This window comes from Spongiibacter sp. C9W, from assembly GCF_057370015.1.
On record NZ_CM170672.1, the window covers coordinates 1,098,884 to 1,116,327 of the forward strand.

General features: G+C 56.7%; 16 protein-coding genes. 8 read left to right on the forward strand and 8 right to left on the reverse strand.

Going from position 1 to position 17,444, the window contains the following annotated elements; translation table 11 throughout:
- The first annotated feature begins 63 nt into the window (after nt 1–63).
- Together AC2Q8J_RS05320 and AC2Q8J_RS05325 are read left to right on the forward strand one after the other, a co-directional pair.
- Entirely contained in the window at nt 64–2,046 is a 1,983-nt protein-coding gene (locus AC2Q8J_RS05320; RefSeq protein WP_486452313.1) for an OmpA family protein, read from the forward strand.
- Between the two features lie 56 nt (nt 2,047–2,102).
- A complete protein-coding gene (locus AC2Q8J_RS05325) occupies nt 2,103–3,788 on the forward strand; it encodes a ShlB/FhaC/HecB family hemolysin secretion/activation protein (protein ID WP_286838505.1) in 1,686 nt (561 codons plus the stop codon).
- Between the two features lie 71 nt (nt 3,789–3,859).
- Here AC2Q8J_RS05325 and AC2Q8J_RS05330 read toward each other — a convergent pair whose 3' ends face one another.
- Complete coding sequence (locus AC2Q8J_RS05330) at nt 3,860–5,023, reverse strand: type III PLP-dependent enzyme (RefSeq protein ID WP_486452314.1); 1,164 nt, start codon at nt 5,021–5,023, stop codon at nt 3,860–3,862.
- 179 nt (nt 5,024–5,202) lie between these two features.
- Here AC2Q8J_RS05330 and AC2Q8J_RS05335 point away from each other — a divergent pair, with 179 nt between their 5' ends.
- Entirely contained in the window at nt 5,203–5,385 is a 183-nt protein-coding gene (locus AC2Q8J_RS05335; protein WP_204996932.1) for a hypothetical protein, read from the forward strand.
- On the opposite strand, the gene AC2Q8J_RS05340 is transcribed toward AC2Q8J_RS05335, so the two are convergent.
- Entirely contained in the window at nt 5,360–6,295 is a 936-nt protein-coding gene (locus AC2Q8J_RS05340; RefSeq protein WP_424145996.1) for a type II secretion system F family protein, read from the reverse strand. The genes AC2Q8J_RS05335 and AC2Q8J_RS05340 overlap by 26 nt on opposite strands.
- A gap of 124 nt (nt 6,296–6,419) precedes the next feature.
- Between AC2Q8J_RS05340 and AC2Q8J_RS05345 the strand changes: the two genes are divergently transcribed.
- The 5 genes from AC2Q8J_RS05345 to AC2Q8J_RS05365 all read left to right on the forward strand — a co-directional run bounded on the left by AC2Q8J_RS05345 (nt 6,420) and on the right by AC2Q8J_RS05365 (nt 9,964).
- Nucleotides 6,420–6,902: a DnaJ domain-containing protein gene (locus AC2Q8J_RS05345; protein ID WP_486452315.1), complete on the forward strand. Its 483-nt coding sequence runs from the start codon at nt 6,420–6,422 to the stop codon at nt 6,900–6,902.
- A 166-nt stretch (nt 6,903–7,068) separates the two neighbouring features.
- Nucleotides 7,069–7,353, forward strand: coding sequence for a hypothetical protein (locus tag AC2Q8J_RS05350; RefSeq protein WP_204996929.1), 285 nt, complete (start codon nt 7,069–7,071; stop codon nt 7,351–7,353).
- Between the two features lie 84 nt (nt 7,354–7,437).
- Nucleotides 7,438–8,325, forward strand: a complete 888-nt coding sequence (gene htpX, locus AC2Q8J_RS05355) for a protease HtpX (RefSeq protein ID WP_353743894.1) — start codon at nt 7,438–7,440, stop codon at nt 8,323–8,325.
- Between the two features lie 2 nt (nt 8,326–8,327).
- Nucleotides 8,328–8,978: a class II aldolase/adducin family protein gene (locus AC2Q8J_RS05360; RefSeq protein WP_288364542.1), complete on the forward strand. Its 651-nt coding sequence runs from the start codon at nt 8,328–8,330 to the stop codon at nt 8,976–8,978.
- 206 nt (nt 8,979–9,184) lie between these two features.
- Nucleotides 9,185–9,964 carry a putative porin gene (locus AC2Q8J_RS05365; RefSeq protein WP_486452316.1) on the forward strand — a complete coding sequence of 260 codons (780 nt, stop codon included), beginning with the start codon at nt 9,185–9,187 and terminating at the stop codon, nt 9,962–9,964.
- Nucleotides 9,965–10,023: 59 nt separating this feature from the next.
- Here AC2Q8J_RS05365 and AC2Q8J_RS05370 read toward each other — a convergent pair whose 3' ends face one another.
- Genes AC2Q8J_RS05370 through AC2Q8J_RS05395 form a run of 6 tightly spaced genes read right to left on the reverse strand, consistent with a single transcriptional unit; the run spans nt 10,024 to nt 17,444 of the window.
- The gene (locus tag AC2Q8J_RS05370) at nt 10,024–11,088 is read right to left on the reverse strand and encodes an alkene reductase (protein ID WP_486452317.1); all 1,065 of its coding nucleotides are present in this window, start codon (nt 11,086–11,088) and stop codon (nt 10,024–10,026) included.
- Entirely contained in the window at nt 11,088–11,708 is a 621-nt protein-coding gene (locus AC2Q8J_RS05375) for a nuclear transport factor 2 family protein (RefSeq protein WP_204996924.1), read from the reverse strand. Before AC2Q8J_RS05375 ends, AC2Q8J_RS05370 begins: the two co-directional genes overlap by 1 nt.
- A complete protein-coding gene (locus AC2Q8J_RS05380) occupies nt 11,705–12,490 on the reverse strand; it encodes an SDR family NAD(P)-dependent oxidoreductase (protein WP_286694778.1) in 786 nt (261 codons plus the stop codon). Before AC2Q8J_RS05380 ends, AC2Q8J_RS05375 begins: the two co-directional genes overlap by 4 nt.
- 27 nt (nt 12,491–12,517) lie before the next feature.
- Nucleotides 12,518–14,245 carry an amidohydrolase gene (locus AC2Q8J_RS05385; protein ID WP_486452318.1) on the reverse strand — a complete coding sequence of 576 codons (1,728 nt, stop codon included), beginning with the start codon at nt 14,243–14,245 and terminating at the stop codon, nt 12,518–12,520.
- Nucleotides 14,246–14,296: 51 nt separating this feature from the next.
- Complete coding sequence (locus AC2Q8J_RS05390; protein WP_486452319.1) at nt 14,297–16,435, reverse strand: oxidoreductase; 2,139 nt, start codon at nt 16,433–16,435, stop codon at nt 14,297–14,299.
- Complete coding sequence (locus AC2Q8J_RS05395; RefSeq protein ID WP_486452320.1) at nt 16,428–17,444, reverse strand: Rieske 2Fe-2S domain-containing protein; 1,017 nt, start codon at nt 17,442–17,444, stop codon at nt 16,428–16,430. The genes AC2Q8J_RS05390 and AC2Q8J_RS05395 overlap by 8 nt, the downstream gene beginning before the upstream one ends.

Below are 17,444 nucleotides of genomic sequence, written 5' to 3' on the forward strand. Positions count from 1 at the left end.
TATCAGTTTCGTTTTACATTAAAGCGCAGCGCATGCTGCAGAATGACCAGAGAGGCAACGGATATGTTCCCCCCATCACGTTTTAAGCTACGCAAATTGCTGATCGCCACCGCGGTTTGCAGCCTTGGCGCCAGCCAGTTAGCGAACGCGCAGCTATTGGGCATCATCGGTATTGGCAATGACGGTAAAGGAGCCGTGCTTATCGACCTGCCAGCGCTGCTCGGGCCCATTACCGAACCCCTCGGAGCGTCCTTAAACCCCTTAGTCGACGCACTGGATACCACGCTAGACCCCGTCACCGACACGATAGACCAGCAACTCGCACAGCCCTTATTGGGCGCACTGAGCCCCTTGACCAGCCCTCTTCTCACCGGACTCGACCCCATTGTGGCACCCGTAGACGGCATTGTTGAAGATCTCACCGGCGGTTCACTGAGAGACGCTCTCACGAATGACGACATGTTTAACCCCGGCGACGGTGACGGCCTTGTCAATGACTTACTCGGCGCCGACGAGAACCCCAATAGCGGCACTGAGGCGGGAGAACTTTCCCCTCTTCCGGCAATCACCGCCCCCCTGGGTAAAGCGCTCACCCCACTGATCGACGCACTCGACAGCACTCTCGACCCGCTCACCGACGCGCTGGATGACACCCTGCTTGAGCCCGTTCTGGATGGCCTGAGCCCGGTTACTGAGCCGCTGCTTGATGTACTGGAGCCCGTGACCGACCCCGTTGACGGCCTGGTTTCCGACCTCACCGGTGGTAGTTTGGAAGACGCCTTAACCAATAATGGCGACAACCCAGGCGATGGCAATGGCGTGGTAAACGACCTGCTGGGTGGCCCGCAAGATCCGAACAGCGGTACCGAAGCAGGTGAGGCGTCACCGCTTCCCTTAGTAACCGGCCCACTCGGCAAAGCATTGACGCCGCTGGTTGATGCGCTGGACAAAACACTCGACCCAGTGACCGACGCCCTCGACGACACTTTGTTAGAGCCCTTGCTAGACGGCTTGAACCCTGTGACAGAACCGCTGCTTGATACCCTGGCACCGGTGACCGACCCTGTCGATGGCCTGTTAGCAGAAGTGACCGGCGGCAGCCTGGAAGACGCCCTGACCAACAACGATGACAACACCAGCGATGGTAACGGTGTTGTTAACGACCTGCTGGGTGGCCCTGAAGATCCGAACAGCGGCACCGAAGCGGGTGAAGCCTCACCCCTACCCCTCACGGCTGGCCTGGGTGAAGCCCTTGACCCGCTGCTGGAAACTGTCGACACGTTGCTTGACCCACTCACCAATGTTATCGACAACCAAATTGGTGAGCCGCTGTTGGGCGCGCTGAGCCCGGTTGTTGACCCGGTTACCGACCTGCTGGAGCCCGTTACCGACCCCGTTGACGGACTGATTGGCGATGTCACCGGCGGTAGCCTGGAAGACGCCCTGACCAACAACGATGACAACACCGCCGATGGTAACGGTTTGTTAAACGACACCCTGGGCGGAAATGTTGACGCTATCGATAATGGCAACGATCTCAACGGCAACAACAACCCCGCGCTAATTGGCTTGGTCGATGCCGACAGCCTGAACGGCGGCCAGTGTGCTGACGCCGATGCCGACGGTGTCTGCGACAGCCGCGACAAATGTGCCGATACGCCAGCTGGCGCCGCTGTCCTGCCAAATGGCTGCCACCTGGACGACCTGCAACCGCTGCGTCTGGAAGGCGTGTTCTTCGAGTTTGATAAGGCAGTACTGACCCCAGAGTCGGTAGCAACACTCGACGCCGCGATCAAGGTCATCCAGGCTTCAGGCGCCGAGCGCCTGGAAGTTGCTGGCCACACTGACAGCAAAGGCAGCGATGACTACAACATGGACTTGTCACACCGCCGCGCCGCTGCTGTGCAGCTGTATTTCATTGAACACGGTATTGAAAGCGAGCGTTTACAGGCTCGTGGCTACGGTGAGAGTCAACCTACCAGCGACAACGACAGCGAAGAAGGTCGTGCACAAAATCGCCGCGTAGAACTCAAGGTTTTGAATTGATAGCGCGTTCGTCGCGCTACCCATAATTTGCTGAATACAGTTTAGGAGAAAATCACATGGCAATCGATCTGCCACCCGTAATGCCACCGGTCAATGCCAGCGTTGCACAAGTGCAAGCAGCAAAAAGCGCGTCGGCTACCGTAGTAGAAGCTGACGTCAACGGGACCACTGTGCGTGTTTACGGCAATGAGTACCTGAGTGATAGCGATCTGCGCGAATTGTTGGCCAGCGCAAAAACCCCAGCAGAAGCTGTTATTGGCCTTGCGAAGCGCTACTACCAAGACGGCCACCTGCTGATGAAAGTGGACTACGCACGCATGCTCGACAGCGTGGCGATCATAGTCAAGCAGCTGAAACTCAATGAAGTGACCGGCGCCGAAGAAATGCAGCCGTATTTCGCAGGCCTGAGTGGCGATGCAGACCTCAGCATTGCCGAGTTCCATCGCGCTAAAGTGCTTGCCGACCTGCGCTCTCGCCGCGCTGGCTACGACTATGACATCAGCTATGTTGAACAGGGCGACGACGCTGTCGACATTCAACTGAGCCGCAAGGCGATCGAAAATCACGATGCCACCGAGATCATCGTCGAAGCCAACAACAAAGGCAGCCGCTTCCTTGGTCGCTACTTCGGCTTGGCTGGTGTTAAGCACAAGTTTGAGTCCGGCACCCAGGCCTCAGTCTCTTACCAAACCGCCTTCACCGATTTGGGTGAATCGCGTGACGGCGAAGAGCTGAACCAAGTCAGCATCAGCGTTGACCACCCTTTTGCTAGCGGCCTCTACGGCATTGATATCAACTATGTTGACTATCTGCGCGAGCCAGAAGCGCGGGTAACCACGCCAGGCTCATGTTTGATCCCACTGCTCAACCTGGGGTGTACACCTGCCCAAAGTTCAATGGTGGGTATCGAACTGGACGCAGAGATCCTCCAGGCCAGCCTTCGCGGCGAGCAGGTGCTTTACAGCACGCCTTGGCAGCAATTCAGCCTGACTGAGCGCATTGAGTTCATCGACTCAACCATCGACCAGGAAGGTCGCAGCGAGAAGCTACTCGACGAAAATTACCAAGTTGTCGAGCTGGGTGGTCGCTACACGCTCAACCGCTTCCAGAGCGAGGAGCAAAACGCCGCCAGACTGAACGCGTCGCTGAAACTGCGTGCCGGCTTTGGTGACGGCGGCACCCTCGACCGCTACGACGAATATCGCGCTGCCTACCAGCAGCAAAACCCCGGGCAGCCCGTGCCCGACATCGTAGCGCCTGCACGCACAGCAGAGTTCATTGCCCTGCTGCCCTCGCTTAGCTACGAACAGCGCATTACCGACGGCGTAACCATGAAAACCACCGCCCGAGGCCAGTTCGCTGACGAGCAGCTGCCACAGCAGCAACAGTTTGTGTTGGGTGGCATGGACAGCATGAGCGCGTATCTGCCAGGCGTCCTGATTGGTGATGAGGGTTACCACCTCAAGGTATCGCTGAACAAGGCCATTAAAGCCGCTGAAGGCCTGAAACTTACGCCTTCGCTGTTCGCCGAATACGGTGGCAGCTGGTACAACAATACCAACAGCGACTTTGGTGACGAGCAAGCGCTTGCCGATGCCGGTCTGCGTCTGAAGCTGGAATACGGCGACTTCCTTTACTCTGAGCTGGTTGCCGCCAAATCCATTTACGACGATGTGGTTAACGATGACTTTATCGAAGAACTTGAAGCCGACTTCTACTGGCGCCTTCGTCTAACCTTCTAAGATAGAGATAACGCCCGGTTCGCCGGGCGTCTTATTAAAAACCACCGCCTGCCAAGCAGCCGGTGGTTTTTTTATGGCGCATCCAAAATATAGCTACGCAGCGGCGGAATGCCGTTAAACTCCACTGAACTATAACTGGTGGTGTAAGCGCCCGTAGACAACCAGTACAAGCGGTCACCTTCCTGAAGGTTTACGGGTAGCTGATAGCGATGATCCTCGTAAAGAATGTCCATACTGTCGCAGGTGGGCCCCGCAAGAATGACTTCATCCTCACCGTCACTATCCACCTCCCACAACACGGGATACTGTATCGCCTCACCGAGGGCCTCAATAAGGCCACCAAATAAGCCAACATCCAGATACACCCACCGGTCGAGTGAGTCGTGTGATTTATAGGACACTTGCACGACTTCGCTCACCAACACCCCCGCTTCTGCAACCAGAGAGCGACCGGGCTCAATGATCACCTGAGGAGGCGAGTCACCAAAATCTTCCTCCAAGAAACGCGCAATGGCGCGACCATAGGTCTGCAAGTCCTGCGAGCGCTGTTTGTAATTGGCGGGCATACCGCCGCCCATATTGACCATTTTTAGCGCAATCCCGGCCTCGCGGAGCTGGTCGAAAATAAAATGCACCTTCGCAATCGCTGCGTCCCAGCTACTAATATCCCGCTGCTGGCTGCCCACATGAAACGAAATGCCATAAGGCTCCAGGCCCAGCTCCCGCGCAAGTAGGATCAGTTCTATGGCCATATCGCGCTGGCAGCCAAATTTTCTCGACAAGGGCCAATCAGCGGTCTCCGAACCCTCGGTTAGCACCCGCACACACACTCGACTGCCTGGCGCAAATTTTGCTAGCTTACGAATGTCCGATTCACAGTCGCTGGCAAAGAGGCGCACGCCCTGCTCGTAAGCAAAGGCAATATCCGTGGCTTTTTTAATGGTGTTGCCGTAACTGATTCGGGCACTGTCGATATTTAAGCCGCGGAGTTTTTGCAACTCATAGATGGAGGCGATGTCAAAGTTCGCACCCAGCGCGTCCAAGCAGCGAATAATATCGGCATCGGGGTTAGCCTTGACGGCGTAGTAAATATCGGCAAACGGGAAAGCACCCTCTAGTTCAGCGTACTTTTCCCGCAAGGTAGGCAGATCGAAGATCAAACACGGCGTCGGCTTATCGCAGGAAAAACGCTGAATGCGCTGCCAAGTCGCAGCCGCCAGCAATTGTTGAGACATGGCAGGTCGCCTCTCCAGAGTACACAGGGCGAAAAAACGCGCAGTCTAGCGCAAAGTGACACAAGTTGCTCGGTTGTCATAACACTGCAATGCACAGCCGCCATGATTAGTCACGCTGGAAACAGAAAGACAAAGAAAGGAAAGTAACGCAGCGAATAAGCGCTGCCAGGAGAACAGAAGTGAACAACCAGAATACTGAGATAGACGTTAAAAACCTATGCAGCCGTAAGCTTTGGGAGCTGCTTAAAAATGCCGAATGGCAGAATTCTAGCGAAAAATTTGCCATTGAGCAGGAGCTGTCCGGCCGTCGTCACTATATTGATGAGCTGGAGACCCTTACCGCAAAAGAAACCAGGCATTAAGTACCACTAAATAGGGGATCAACCCCAATAGTAAGAAGGGCAGGCTAGACGCCCAAAAGTTTAACTGCTCTTCACAGCTCTGATGTATCGCCAGGCTTAATTGCGCCGGCACTTGCCGAGCATCCCCCGCTCCCGCTGCAGGCAATGCCACCCCCGCTAACGCGCCACTTCTCATGAGAGCGACAGAGAACTTTTCTCCCGCGCCCACCTCACTGGCAATGCGCTCATAGCGCGCTCTCACCGGGCTATCGGGCATACGGCGGGCCGCTTGCTTTAGCGCCTGCGCCAGCGGCATTCCCGCGGCAATACATTCACCCAAGTGATTCACGTAGTGATAACTTTGATAGCCGGCTAACGCCCGTCCGATGCCCGGCAGCCGGTAACAAAAACGCTGCACACACGGCGACTCGCGGCGATGCCAAAGCGCTGCAGCAATAGCACACAACAGCCCCAACGGCGCCAAACCAAACACTATTGCCACCAGCGCCTCACTCGGCTGCAGTTGACGCGATACCAACAACAGCAAGGGCACCAGCAAGATAAAACCACCCACCAACAGAAGCGGTAGGCGTGACGCGCGACGAAAGCGCTGCTGAAACTCGGTAAGCAATCGATAATGCTCGGCCAGGCGTCGATATACATTCGCCAAATTCCCGACCGCCAAGCCCAGCTGCATAAAACGCAGCTCCCAATCCAGGAACAGCCCGCCACTGCGCAGCTCGTCTAATACCACCTGCTGACCACTGGCAAACTTTTGTGCCAAGGCATCGAGCTGAGCGCGGTGCGCAGCCTGCTCGCCCTTGCTAAGCAGGGCAATTAGTTGATCCCAGTTGTTATCACCTGACTGGCTGGCTGTGTGCAGCGACTGAAACAGCATAAAACGCTGCGCCGAGGAAGAGGCTGAGCCCATAGCATCCCATAATTATTGTGTTTGCAGCTGCGACGGTAGGGTTGCGGCCGAGAAAGCCCTATACTCTACCACAGCTTGTTTTTAATCGGCCCGCCCGCTGGCCAGCACTGCGAACGGAACCACCATGATCATTCGTTTACTCATCGCCGCCGCCATCCTCTATGCCCTGTACCGCTTTGTGAAGCTAGTGCAGAGCAAACCACCACAGCAACGGCGTTCCTACTACATCACCCTGCTAGTCAGTATGGCCGGCGCCGGCTTGATATTGCTTTCCATAACCGGTCGCGTCCACTGGCTGGCCGGGCTGGTTGGTGGCGCCATGCCCTTCGTGCGACAGTATGTGCTGCAGCATATCTATCATAAAATCAGCAACAAACCACAGGGTGAGGCCGAGGCAAACGCCACCACACCGCCACCCCAAATGGATATGGATGAGTCCCAAGCCCTGTCTATTTTGGGGCTAAAGGCAGACGCTAGTGACGACGACATCATCGCCGCCCATCGCAGCCTAATGCAGAAGTTGCACCCCGACAGAGGCGGAAACGACTACCTCGCCAGCCAACTGAATGCAGCCAAAGACGTCCTGCTTAACAAGAGAACGGGCTGAGGAAAACGCTACCGAATTGTGCGACGCGGGCTCACTCTTGCCCGTAGCGGCTAGATAATCACTCACGCTCGGAAACCCCAGCCAGGCGGACGCGGCTCCAGCACTTGAGTCACCCCACCGCCACGCTAAAATGGGGCCCTCCGACTTTGTATCTGTGGAACAGGCCATGACCAACGTTTTCGTCATTCAAAATCAACACGGCCACTACCTGGGCAAACAGCAACAGTGGCTGGACGGCCGAGACCGAAAACTGCTTTACCGAACCGAGCACCACGACGAGGCGATAAACACCGTCTTTGAATTAAGCAGCAAGGATATCTGGCTGCGCGCCAATGCCCTGGCATGCCCGCTTGATGAGCATCGCCAGCCGGACGTTGAACCCGGGCCAGCGATTCCCGATGACACCGAGGTGGACTCACCAGAAAGCGCGATAGTAGAGGGTGAAAACTAAACGATAATTCATCCTTATACTTGAAACCCAGAGCACTCCCCCCCATCTAAACCAAGAGTTTTTAATTCGAGGGTCCACGCAACCATGATGCGCATTTTTCTCTTTCTTGCCACCAACATCGCTATTTTGGCCGTGGCGAGTATTTCGCTGAGTTTACTCGGTGTCGACAGCTACATGGCGTCGAACAATGTCGATCTCGACCTTCGCGCACTGCTGATTTTCTGTGCGGTATTCGGCATGAGTGGCTCACTGGTATCACTGCTCATCTCTAAGTGGATGGCCAAGCGCTCAACGCGCACGCAGGTAATAACACAGCCGCGCAATAGCGAAGAGCGCTGGCTGCTGGAAACCGTTGCCGAACTCTCCCAGAAAGCCGGCATCAACATGCCAGAAGTAGGCATATTCCCCTCTCCGGCTGCCAATGCGTTCGCCACCGGCTGGAATAAAAATGCCGCGCTGGTGGCGGTTTCTGAAGGTCTGCTGCGACAAATGCGTCCCAATGAGGTTCGCGCTGTGCTGGCCCATGAAATCGGTCACGTTGCCAACGGCGACATGATCACCCTGAGCCTGATACAAGGGGTCGTAAACACTTTTGTGATGTTCTTTGCTCGGATTATTGGTCACACCGTCGACCGAGTGGTATTTAAAACCGAGCGCGGTCACGGCATCGGCTTTTACGTGGTCACCTTCATCACAGAAATGGTGTTGGGCATTCTGGCATCAACCATCGTCATGTGGTTCTCTCGCTGGCGCGAGTTCCGCGCCGACGCGGCGGGCGCTCACTTGGCGGGCAGGCAAGATATGATTGCGGCCCTGCAACGCCTGCAGGCGCAACAAGGCTTGCCCAACGATATGCCCGATGAACTTACCGCGTTTGGCATCCGCACGGGCGCTAAGAAAGACTTTGCCGCCCTGTTCAGCTCCCACCCGCCGCTCGAGAAGCGTATCGAAGCGCTTCGCAACGGTAGCTAACGGTGATTGCCGGCCACCGCGCCCTGTTAGATGCGCTCCATGAAATGGGTGCGGCGGGCCTGAGCCCAGGAGCATCGGGCAATATCTCTGTGCGGGTCGACGATGGGATGATAATCAGTGCCAGCGGCGCCGTTGCCGGTAAGGCCACTGACAACGACATCGTGTTTGTTGCCGAACAAACCACCAGCCTTGTCGACTGGCCGGACGATCAGCCCCGCCCGTCCAGCGAATGGCAAATGCACCAGGCCCTGTATCGCAGCCACCCGCATATCAACGCCGTCGTGCACTGCCACTCCACCCACGCTACCGCGCTGGCCTGCATGCGCCGCCCGATTCCCGCCTTCCACTACATGGTCAGTGTTGCCGGCGGCGACGATATTCCGTGTTGCGACTACGCCTTGTTTGGCAGCGAGGCATTGTCGACAGCGGTTTGCCAAACGCTGGAGCATCGCCACGCTTGCCTGATGGCCAACCACGGGCAGATCTGTATCGCTGACGATGCCACTCGCGCCCTTGCCCTCGCCAAAGAAGTCGAGGCATTAGCAGCAAGCTATTTACTGTGCCTGCAAAGCGGTGAGCCCGTGCTGTTGAGCGACCAACAAATGGCTGAGGTCACGAACGCTTTTTCTCACTATGGCCAACGCCTGAAATAGTCGCTAGCTATTTTTAATCTGCCTTACTTTCACCCTTACATCGACTGTTGCACTGCCATAAAACAGTGGTAAGCTCAGCCTCGGACGCACTAATAGCGTGCAGGTAATGCACCGTAACAAGGCGTTCATCTTTGATCAGTATAAACACAACAAGAAATGTAACGGGCCAAACTGGTGCCGACAGTAAAACCAAAACGGGGAAAGACATGAAAAAAACGCTACTGGCTATCGCCATTTCAACTGCTGCTGCCGCAGCGAGCGCTGATTACCAAATGGAAGCGGGCGCTTTCTACGGTCAGGGTGAAGTGGGTGGTGCCGTTGACTACGATGTAATGGGTGTTGCCGGCCGCTATAACTTCGAATCTGTCGACACTAGCAAAGGTCCTCACGCTGAAGCCGCGTTCTTGGATAAGAGTTCATCTGTTGGTTTTGGCTACAACAGCCTGGAGCCTGATGTCGCAGGTGCCGACGACGTAGATAGCTTCGACTTCGATGTTCGTGTCGTTACAGATACCAACCTGATTATTGAAGCGGCCTACGAAGAGTCTGAAGCCGGTGATGACGAATCTGATACATTCGGCGTGGGTGTGGGTACCTACCTGAATGACAACACCGATATCGTTGTTAGCTACCAAACTACTGACGATGACGGCGAAGATATCGACCAGCTCAATGTCGCCGTTCACGGTGTAAACCCGCTGACTCAGGGCGCAACACTGGCCTATGACGCGGCACTGTCTTACGTCGACACTGACGATGACAGCGGTCACATGATCGAATTGGGTGCAACTTACTACTTCAACAAAGACCTCGGTGTTGGCCTGTCAGCCGACCTGACGGAAGTGGGTGACTACAACACTGACACCGTGTCTCTGGACGTAAGCTACTTCCCCCAGCCAAATGTCGAGCTGATGGCTGCGTACTTTGACCAGGGCGGTGACGTTGACGCCGACGGCATTATGTTCGGCGCTGCAGTGCGTTTCTAAACGCTAGCGCAACGAAAAAGGGCTGCTCTCGGGCAGCCCTTTTTTATGCCTATAAAAACCTATTCCGTTATCCGGTTTGGGTAATCGATATAACCTGCGGGCCCCGGCGTATATAGCGTTTTAGGGTCGATATTGGCCAACGCCCCTCCCATCGCCAAACACCGCGGTAAATCAGGGTTGGCAATAAATGCCCGACCAAACGATACCGCTGCGATCTGCGAATCGCCACACAAGGCGCCCTCTGCTTCGTCAGCGGTATAGCTGTCGTTAACGATCAATGGACCGGAGAAATTCTCTTTGGCCAACGCAATGTGATCGCCAATCTTGGGCATGCGAATCACATGCAAGTAGGCCAGACCGATCGCGTCCACCGCTTTTAACAGCGCCGCAAACGTCTGCTGGTAATCCTCGTCGTGTAAGTCGTTAAAGGGGTTCCCCGGACAGATTCGCATGCCGACCTTTGATGCTCCGCCGACCTCCGCCATCGCCTCGAGCACTTCCAGTACAAACCGCAAACGATTAGCCAAGGTGCCACCGTAGTCATCGCCACGCTGATTGGTGCCTGTGGAGAGAAACTGCGCGGGCAGATAACCGCTGGTGCAATGCAGCTCCACACCGTCAAAACCTGCCGCATAGGCGCGCTGTGTCGCCGACGCATAATCGTTAATCGTACGCCGGATATCCGCGCGACTCATCTCCTCGGGCACGGGGAAATCCTGCATACCTTGCTCGGTATATATCTGCCCTTTTGCGGCAATGGCCGATGGCGCCAAGGTACGCACACCCGGTGCTTTATTGTCCGGGTGAGCCACGCGACCACAGTGCATTAATTGCAGAACAATTTTACCGCCCTCGCCGTGTACTGCCTCGCAAATCTCGGCCCACGCGGCCTGCTGCGCATCAGTGTATATTCCTGGGGTTCGGCAGTAGCCCTTACCTTCGGCACTGGGGTGGGTACCCTCGGTGATAATCAAACCCGCTGTGGCGCGTTGGCGGTAGTATTCGCGCATCAGGTCATTGGGCATGTCACCACTCTCATCGGCGCGCGAGCGCGTCATGGGCGCCATCACAACACGGTTGCTGAGCGCTAAACCGCCCAGTTGCACCTCGCTTAATAACTTCATCATCTCACCCGAATTTTCGGTGCAGGCGCGCCGCGCCGCATGCGATTTAAAAACTCATTTACCGGCGCAGGCTCGGCCACTTCGGCCAGCCCCTCAGGGCGGTTTAGCCAAAACTCCTTCCAGCTGGGAAAGAGCTCATGAAACGCCCCTTCATAGGGTTCGCGGCCGGGCCAACGCATTTTCATATCCCCAATCGGTGGTTTATTGAGGTCTGTGGCATACCAGTAGCACGGTAAGCGGCGACGGAAAAACCAGCGGCCGTCTTTGCGCTCGTAATCGTCCCAGTAGAGCATTTGCATAATTACCCACTCACCGCCGCATTCGTGCTCGTTCTTGGAATACAGCACGCCGTGGGCATGGTCAGGGTCACTGAACTCGATAATGTGGTTGCCGGTATGGTGAGACGTGCCGGTAAACTGCAGACGTAGGGTATCATCGACCCACGCCTTCAAATGCGCGCGACCGCTGTGCTCGCGGCTCACACGAATATCCTCAGCAAATAGATTCACATGGGCGTCCAGGTCGCGCATATCCAGCGACAGGGCATACTTCGCCACCAGCTGGCGAATCTCGTCCAGCGACTCAAGGCGGTCAATACGTTGTTCCAGAGAGTGTGTCACGCCTTGTCCTCCCAGCGCGCGCTACCGGTATTCAGTTCTGCCATGCGCCCGCCGTCGACATTCAACACGGCGCCGGTTACGTAAGACGCTTCGTCACTGGCGAGAAATAAAATCGCGTTGGCACATTCACGCGGGTCGCCAATGCGGCCCAGTGGAATCGTTTTCCCCGTAGCGCGCTGAGTCTCTTCGTCCGGGTTCACCGTTTCCAAGGCCGGTGTGAGAAACGCACCCGGTACCACCGTGTTGACGCGGATCGCAGGCGCCCATTCAATCGAAGCACTCTTACTCAGGGCAATTACGCCCGCCTTGGCCGCGCTGTAGCCAGCCGTGGCCACCGAGCCCGCCAAACCGCATACCGACGACACATTGACCACGGCCCCGCGGTGTTTCTTGAGCTCGCTGTAAGCCTCGCGCATGAGGAACATCGCGCCATCCAGGGAAACCTGAAAGTTTTGATGCCAGGCCCTGGTGCTGTGATTCGCCAGCATACCGGGCACCATCAGCACCGCATTATTCACCACAATATCGATGCGACCGAAGGTCGATAGCGTATCTGCCACCAACTGTTTTACTGCCGCCTCATCGCTCACATCCACCGACAGGGGCAGGCACTCACCACCGGCCTCGCGAATTTGCTCGGCAACAACTTCCAGCGGCTCCAGGCGGCGACTACAAATCACCACCTTGGCCCCTTCCTCGGCAAAGCGCAGCGCCGTTGCCGCACCGATGCCCTGCCCGCCGCCAGTGATAATCGCCACCTTGTTGTGCAGTCTATCCGCCATATCTCTCTCCTTAATTAAATCGATATTTCAACGCAGGCACTGCTGCTGATCGCGCTGGTAATAACAGCGCCCACCGATCCACAGCTGGTCCACCTTGAAATTGAGTAATTGCTCAGGGCCTCGCAGAGGGTCGCGATCAAGCAACACCATGTCGGCCAGTTTGCCGGGCTCCAGTGAACCCAGTTGTTCTTCTTGGAAGCTCTGCCATGCGGCATCGATCGTTACCGAGCGCAGAGCCTGCATAATGGAGACTCGCTGATCGCCACCCAATACCTTGCCGCTGCGGGTTTCCCGTGTAACGGCTGACCACAACAGGCGGCCAATATCCATTGGCACTACGGGGGAGTCTAAGTGGGTGGTGAATCGCAGCTCGCGATCCAGGGCGTTTTTCAGTGGGCTGATCGCGGCGGCGCGCGCTGGCCCAAGAAATTGATCGCGGTGCCGGTCGCCCCAGAAGAAGGTATGCGCCACAAAGAAACTCGGCGTCATTCCCAATGACTTCATCCGGTCTAACTGGTCGGGCCTCGCTGTTTGCGCGTGAACCACGATCGCTCTGGGGTCGGCGTTTGGGCATTGCTGCTGGGCACGCTCGAAGGCGTCCAACAGCATATCGATAGCCGCATCGCCATTGCCGTGGATGGCCAATTGATAACCGCGGCAGTGATACGCAGCCACATCGTCGTCGAGCTGCTGCTGGGTATAACGGGCGAAGCCAACAAAATCGGCATCGCTATGACGGTGATAAGGCATTGCCAGATATGCGGTGTAGCCCTGAATAGAGCCGTCCGCCACTAACTTAACTGCCGGTGTCGCGAATTTATTTGACTGAAAACGCTGTAGGTTCAATTCACCCGACAACAGCTGTTCACCCACCTGTTGCCCCATCGGCCAGGCAATCACACGCTGGGGAACGCGGTTCAGCATCGACAAACCGTAAAGTCCCTGCAACATTCGGCTATCCACGCCGCCGCTCTGCACCGTGGTGACACCCGCTTGCAGGTATTGTTGGGTCGCCATGTCTGCCATGGCGACAAAATCCAGCAAGGTAAAATCCATCGCCAGCGGCGCAACCAGGTCCGTTGCATGCTCTAGCAATAGGCCGGTAGCGCGACCACTCTCATCGCGTTGAATTTCGCCGCCCTCGGGGTCAGGAGTCTCCGGGCCAATCCCCGCCAATGCCAGCCCGGCACTATTGGTCACCGCCAAGTGACCGGAGCTGTGCATCAGATAAATTGGCCGCTGCGTTGACACAGCATCTAATTCGTCGCGGGTGGGGTGGCGCGCCTCGGTCAACAGCGAATCATCATAGCCGAAGCCAAACAACCACTGCCCCTCTTTCAAGGCCGACTCCGCGGCGCGCAACCGCGATTGAATATCGGCTATCGAATTCACGTTGCCGATTGGCGGGCTGCTTAAGTCGACACCCCGCGCGGAAAGTCCGGTGCCGGGAAAATGGCCGTGGGCGTCAATAAAGCCGGGAAGCAAGGTTCGGCCCTGCAAGTCGTAAACGGTAACATCGTCATCGATCAACGTGCGGATTTCTGCGTTATTCCCCACGGCCTCAATGCGCTCGCCGTTCAGCAGCAGTGCTTCGGCAATGCGATTTTCCGCATCCATCGTGAGAATGTGGCCGTTAACGAACGCTTGCTGGCTCGGTAATGGTGGCTGCGGCCCCCGCCAACTGAACCACAATGCCGCCGCCAGTAAGGCGAGTAAAACCAGCAGCAACGACAAGCTCTTTATCACTAAACGCATCAGCGCTTCTCCTTGTGCCGACCTAACCTCGATCAACTAGCTATAGTTCACTCACAGAGAAACCGCCAACTCACGTGCACTGCGCACCGCGCCTTCGATGTAGCCGATCTGCGCGCTGTCGCCAATATTGTGCACATCCAGCCCGCTTGCACGCAGCGCTTCTTCAAGTGCGGTGTTCGCGTCTGCGCCCTGAGCAATAATGACGGTGTCAGCAGCGACGCGCTGGCTCTCACCTTCCTGCTCAAACACCACCTCACTGGGCGTGATAGCACTCACCGTGGCATGAGCCAACAAACGCACGCCGTGCTCAGACAGGCCGTGCAATACCCGCCAGCGGCGCACTATGCTGAGCTCAGAGCCAAAGTCCCGACCGGGCTCAAGCACAGTGACATCCCGGCCACGCTCTACCAGCAGTTCCGCCACTTCCACACCAACCAGACCGCCGCCAATGATCACCACGCGGCGACCAATGGGCATATACAAGCGGCTGAGACGGCGCATGCGTTCAATATTGCGGTTCAGGCGAAACGCGTGCATCAACCGCAGCATCAACCGCTGCACAAGCGTCAGCTTGCCGTGGGCATCCCCTGCAAACAACATATCGCGTAGCGCCTCACCATCTAAAACGTGTGGTAGGTCCTTACCTTGCAGCGGCGGTGCCTGGCGACGTGCACCCACCGCAAGCACAACGGAATCCGGGCGCGCCGCTCGAATATCGTCAGCACTTGCCATTTTATTCAGCACCACCTGGGCAGAAGAGGCCTCAAGCCCGCGCGCAAGATAATCGATGAGTTTGCCATTGGGCTCATAGGCGAGCGCCGCCACGCGCAAGGTGCCGCCGAGCTGGTCGTCTTTCTCCCACAGCGTCACCGTATGACCGCGCTCGGCCAGCACCCGCGCCGCCTCCATTCCCGCGGGACCGCCGCCGACAACCAATATGCTCTTAGGCTGCGCTGCAGGCACGCTGCGCATCAAGCTTGCCTCCTCACCCGTCGCGGGGTTCACTGCGCAGCACAGCGCCTTGTTGATAAAAATCTGACTGACGCAAACGTAGCAGTATATACAGGGGCGAATATCCTGCTGACGGCCGTCGCGCAATTTATTGGGCAGCTCCGGGTCGGCAAGCAATTTGCGCCCCATTGCCAAAAAATCAAAATCGCCTTGGGCAATGTGCCGCTCCGCAACATCGGGCTCTATGCGACCCACCGCAATAACGGGAATAGTAACCGCCGAGCGAATCGCCTTGGCAAAATCGATATAGCCACCGGGCTGGTGAACCAGCGGCCCCTCGGTAAAGCCAATGGCGCTGTTGTTTGAATACGCACTCACATTTATTGCGTGGCAACCGGCTTTGTCCAACCACTGCGACACCTGCACGGCATCGTCGAGCTTTATCCCGCCCTCGGTGCGATACTCACAGGCATCGAGTCGCACCATAATGGGAAAATCATCCCCCACGGCAAGCTTGATCGCGTCCACCACCTGCAGCAGCAAACGCGCTCGGTTGGCTAACTCACCGCCGTATTCATCCTCTCGGCGGTTGGCATAGGGTGATAAGAAAGACGACAGTAAGTAGCCGTGACCGGCGTGAATTTCCACCGCATCAAAACCCGCCTTAGCAACACGCGTAGCGGCAGACGCGAAACATTCGATTACCCAATCGATGTCCGCCTGGTCCATTTCTTTGAAACGCGGGCCCTTGCCATCAGGCCCCGCAGCGCGAACAAAATTGGCCATCTCAGCCATCGTCAGACCATTACCCATATCGTTGGCTGCGGGCTTGGGTATAGACGGCACCAGTATTTGCCGCCCTTCGACCACATCGTAAGCAGAGACTTTTCCGCTGTGATTTAGCTGCGCAGCAATGCGGCAGTCATGGCGATGAACCCGCTCAGCGAGGGTGCGCAAGCCCGGTAGAAACTCATCTGAAGACAGGCCCAACATGCGCGGCATCGACATTCCCAACGGCCACGCCACCGAGCTGGTTTCCAGCACGATCATACCCGCGCCGCCAGCAGCCCGCGCTTCGTAGTAGTCCATCGCTCGGTCACCGAGGCTGCCATCTTCCAGAATATACTCGGTGCCCATTGCGGCTAATATGGTGCGGTTGCGCAGCCGCATACCGGCGATATCACCCTCAGACATTAAGTGTGGATGGCGGCACTCGCCCACTTCACGCACATCAATCATCGCGGGTCTCCGCTACCAGAAATTGTCCGTACCAGCGCCGAAACTTGGCAAAGGGGCCGTCGCCATCGCACAGCATTGGTTTTTCCAGATAGCGTTTGCGCGCCCAGATAATACGGTCTTCTTCCATTTGCTGGCGAATATCATCAATAATCGCCTGCCCCACGCGGCCCACTTTTTGGCCATTGCCATCGCGCTGAATAAAGGCGTACATCGCCTTGGTGTTGTGGGCATCAATCGGCGTTAGATTCGCCATTAGCACCGTCTCACAAATGCCGCTGAAGCGCACAGTGGAGATCCCCGGGCCGATACTGCTGTTCTCAATCCGGCCTTCGATACGCCCCTTGGGAGTTTCCATTTCCGTTTCAAGCAAACCAAAACGGCAGTGTTCTTCGAAGCGCATCACCGTCGGCTCAGGCACTTCCGGTGTGCCGTGCACAAAGCGAAAGTGGGCAGCATCCACCGCATTTTCGCCAATCTCTTGCGGGTGAGTCGCAATATCCCATTCATAGATTTTTAGCTCTCCCCAATCATCTGTATCGGGCATCGCTTCATCAATCTGCGGCGGCTCAAACAGTGGCTCGATCCCCTCGGGGTGATACCAAACATAAATACACTGGTTTTGCTCGCGCACCTGCCAACTGGGTATCACCTGCTCACACTTGGCAACCCGCGGCGGCATTCTTTCAGCGTAGGGAATGCCCGTGCACTCACCGTCGCCATTAAATTGCCAACCGTGAAATGGGCAGACAATACTGTCGCCCACCACACGCGAGCCTCCACCTGCGTGGTCGCGAATACCATAACCAAGGTGCGCGCCCATGTGTGGGCAATAGGCATCTAGTACCTTGGCCTCACCGGCTTCGGTACGAAAAATCACCAATTCCTGGCCAAAGTATTCCAGCGGCAGCGACTGCCCCACTGCCAGTTGCTGGGAGTACAGCACCTGAAACCAGCCGTAGGGCATGGGCAGCTCAACGCGAGGCCGTTTCGTAGAAGCAATAATCGTCAT